Genomic DNA, 4,457 nt, shown 5'->3' on the forward strand with positions numbered 1-4,457 from the left:
GCCTGCAACTCCACCGCACCCGGAGCCTCCAGACCCCGGCGACTGGTCAGCAGCAGATGCCGCACACCCCGCTCGGCCACCACATGCCGCGCGAATTGGGCACCCAGACCACCGGTACCACCAGTGATCAACACCGTGCCCTCCGGGTCCCAGACCAGGCCCACCGTGTCGCCGACATCAGATCCTGGCGCCACCCGCGCCATCCGCGGAACCCGCAGCTCACCCTCGCGTACCGCCGCCTGCGGCTCACCTGAGGCCGGCACCCCGAGCAGGGCCGACAGCGAGGACTCCTGATCATCCACGTCGACCAGCACGAACCGGCCCGGGTTCTCCGACTGGGCACTGCGGACAAGGCCCCACGCCCCAGCGGCTGGAAGATCAGCCACCACCTCACCATCATCGGTCGCGACCGCGCCCCGGGTGACGAACACCAAGCGCGAATCGGCGTACCGCTCATCCGCCAGCCACCGCTGCAGCAGATCCAGCACGTGGGCGGTCAGCGCATGCGCCGACTCCACCACCTTGGCCGCCGGATCGGAGACCACCTCCGTCACCACCACTGCCGGGACCGGACCTGCCTCGACCAATGACGACAAATCCACATGCACCGGCACCAAGTGCCCGCCAGGCTCCGCGGCCAGATCGCCGGCTCCCCGCAACGCGGGGGCAAGACCCAGGGCGTCCAAGCCGAGCACCGCCACCGGCACCTGGTCGGCCTGCGGCAGGCCGCCCGCGGCAGGCCACTCCACCCGGAACAGCGCGTCCCACCCGGCCCCACGAGGGCCGGAGCCGGCCAAGTGCTCGGCGGCCATCGGCCGCAGCACCACCGACCGGGCCGACACCACCGGCTCCCCGGCCGCATCCACCGCGCTCAGCGACAACGCATCGCCGCCCGTCCTGGCCAGCCGCACCCGCAGCACCGACGCCCCACCCGCGTGCAGGCACACCCCACCCCAGGACTGTGGCAACCGGCCGCCCGCGGCATCGTCCAGCCCGGCGAATGGCACCACGTGCAGCGCCGCGTCCAGCAGCGCCGGGTGCAACCCGAACAGAGCCGCATCACCGGCCTGCTCCGGCAAACTCAGCTCGGCGAACACCTCGTCATCACGCCGCCAGGCCGCCCGCAACCCCTGGAACGCCGGGCCGTACCCCAAGCCCTCCTCCGCCAGCTCCTCATACAGCCCGTCCAGCTCGATCGCAGCCGCGCCGGCCGGCGGCCACACTGCCACATCGAACGGCTCGGCAGGCGAAGCACCCGTGGTGAGAGCGCCGGTCGCGTGCCGCACCCACGGCACGTCATCGGCCGCATACGCCGAACGCGCGTACACACTCACCGTCCGGCGGTCCGACCCCTGAGAGGCGCCCACCCACACCTGCACAGCGGCCGCCTCACCCTCACTCAGCAGCAGCGGCACATCCAGTGTCAGATCCTCCACCAGCTCACAGCCGACCTGGTCACCTGCCCGCACGGCCAGCTCCACGAACGCGGTGCCCGGCACCACCACCGAGCCCGCCACCACGTAATCGGCCAGCCACGGCTGCGCACTCACCGACAAGCGACCCGTCAGCACCACCCCGTCGGAGTCGGCCCGCGGCATCGCCGCGCCCAGCAGCGGATGCCTCGTCGCGGTCAGGCCCAGAACGCGGGCATCACCGCTCTGCCTGGCGTTCGGCCAGAACCACTGGTGCTGGAAAGCGTAGGTCGGCAGATCGACCCGGCGCCCGCCCGGCAGCACCGCCAGCCAGTCGACCGGCACCCCGTGCACATGCAGCTCGGCCAGCGCCGTCATGGATGCCGTCTGCTCGTCGCGGTCCTTACGCAATATCGGCACCAGCACCGCGTCCGACTCGTGCACATCCGCATCGGCGGCCATGGCGGTCAGCACACCATCGGGGCCCAGCTCCAGATACGCCCGCACGCCCCGCGCGTGCAGCGTGCGGATGCCGTCGGCGAAGCGGACCGCGCCGCGGACCTGCTCCACCCAGTAGTCCGGCGAGCACAGCTGCTCGGCCGTGGCCGCCTGCCCGGTAAGGGTGGACACAATCGGAACCCGCGGCGCACCGTAGGTCAACGTCCGGGCCAGGGCACGGAAGTCCTCCAGCATCGGGTCCATCAACGGCGAGTGGAACGCGTGCGACACCCGCAACCGCCGGGTCTTGACCCCACGCTCCTCCAGCGCGGCGGCCATCTCCAGCACCGCCTCCTCGGTGCCTGAGATCACCATCGAGGCCGGACCGTTGACCGCCGCAATCGACACCTCCTTCTCACGCCCGGCCAGCAGCTCGGCGACCTCCTCCTCCGACGCTGCCACCGCCACCATCGCCCCGCCTACAGGGAGCGCCTGCATCAACCGCGCCCGCGCCGCCACCAACGCACACGCGTCGGCCAGCGACAGCACCCCGGCCACATGGGCCGCGGTGATCTCCCCGATCGAGTGCCCGGCCAGCGCATTCGGCCGCACTCCCCACGAGGAGACCAGCCGGAACAGCGCGGTCTCCACCGCGAACAGGGCCGGCTGCGCCCACCCGGTCTGATCCAGCAACCCGGCCCGCTCGCTGCCCGGCTCGGCGAACAGCACCTCGCGCAACGACCCGTCCAGCAGCGGGTCCAGCTCGGCGATCACCTCGTCCAACGCCGCCGCGAACACCGCGAACCGCTCGTACAACTCCCGGCCCATCCCAGCCCGCTGGCTGCCCTGACCCGTGAACAGGAAGGCGAGCTGCGGCGGCGTCGCCGCCACCCCGCGCACCACACCGGCACCCGGCATGTCCTCGGCCAGCGCACCCAGCCCGGCCAGCACACCGTCGCGGTCGCCGGCCAGCACCACCGCCCGATGCTCGAACACCGACCGCATCGTGGCCAGCGAGAACGCCGTATCGGCCAGCGCCACCTCACCGCGGCCCTCCACGTGCGAGACCAGCCGCCCGGCCTGCGCCCGCAACGCCTCCGCCGTACGACCCGACACCAGCATCGGAACCACACCGCTCACCGCATCAGCCGCCGGCGCCCGATCCTGCGAAGCGTCTTCTCCTACCGGTGCTTCCGGCCCTTGTTCGAGGATCACGTGGGCGTTGGTTCCGCTGATCCCGAACGACGACACACCCGCCCGGCGCGGGTGGCCGTTCCGCGGCCACTCTGCCGACTCGGTCAGCAACTCCACCGCACCCGAGGCCCAGTCCACATGCGACGACGGCGCGTCCACATGCAACGTCCTGGGCAGCACCCCCTGACGCATCGCCATGACCATCTTGATCACACCGGCCACACCCGCGGCCGCCTGGGTGTGACCGAGGTTCGACTTGATCGAGCCGAGCAGCAGCGGACGGTCCTCCGGCCGGTCCTGCCCGTACGTCGCCAGCAGGGCCTGCGCCTCGATCGGGTCGCCCAGCGTGGTGCCGGTGCCATGCCCCTCGACCGCGTCCACCTCGGTGGGATTCAAGCCCGCCACGGCCAGCGCCTGACGAATCACCCGCCGCTGCGACGGACCGTTCGGCGCGGTCAACCCGTTGGACGCACCGTCCTGGTTCACCGCCGACCCCCGCACCACCGCCAGCACCTGGTGCCCGTTGCGGCGCGCGTCCGACAGCCGCTCCAGCACCAGCACACCCACGCCCTCCGACCAGCTCACCCCATCGGCCGCGTCGGAGTAGGACTTACACCGCCCATCGCCGGCCAGCCCGCCCTGCGCACTGAAACCGATGAACGCCCCCGGAGTGGCCATCACGGTCACACCACCGGCCAGCGCCAGCGAACACTCCCCAGACCGCAGCGCCTGCGCCGCCATGTGCATCGCCACCAGCGACGACGAACACGCGGTGTCCACCGTCACCGCCGGCCCCTCCAACCCCAGCGCGTACGAGACCCGGCCGGTCGCGACACTGCCCGCCGTACCGGTGCCGATGAAGCCCATCGCCTCCGGCGGGAGGTCGACGCTCATCCCGTAGTCGTGATACATCACGCCGGCGAACACACCCGTGCGGCTGCCCCGCAAGGAGGTCGGGTCCATGCCCGCCCGCTCGATCGCCTCCCATGACGTCTCCAGCAGCAGTCGCTGCTGCGGATCCATCGCCAGCGCCTCACGCGGCGAGATCCCGAAGAACCCCGGATCGAACTGCGCGGCACCCTCCAGAAAGCCGCCCTCGTGCACATAGCTGGTGCCCTGGCTCTCCCGATCCGGGCTGTACAACGCCCCCAGATCCCAGCCCCGCGTCGTCGGGAACTCACCGATCCCGTCCCCGCCCTCGGCCACCAACCGCCACAGATCCTCCGGCGAGGCCACCCCACCCGGATAACGGCACGCCATGCCCACGATCACGATCGGATCGTCCGCGACCGGCACCACCGACACGGGAACGACCACGTCGGCGTCCTCACCGAACAACTCGGCCAGCAGGAACTCCGCCAGCACCACCGGCGTCGGGTAGTCGAACACCAGCGTGGACGGCAACCGCAACCC

At 71.6% G+C, this 4,457-nt stretch carries 1 protein-coding gene; it reads right to left on the reverse strand.

Going from position 1 to position 4,457, the window contains the following annotated elements; translation table 11 throughout:
- On the reverse strand, positions 1 to 4,457 hold a 4,457-nt coding region (locus ABZU75_RS45330), incomplete at both ends, for a beta-ketoacyl synthase N-terminal-like domain-containing protein (protein ID WP_355569419.1).

This window comes from Streptosporangium sp. NPDC005286 (assembly GCF_040607515.1).
Taxonomy (GTDB): domain Bacteria; phylum Actinomycetota; class Actinomycetes; order Streptosporangiales; family Streptosporangiaceae; genus Streptosporangium.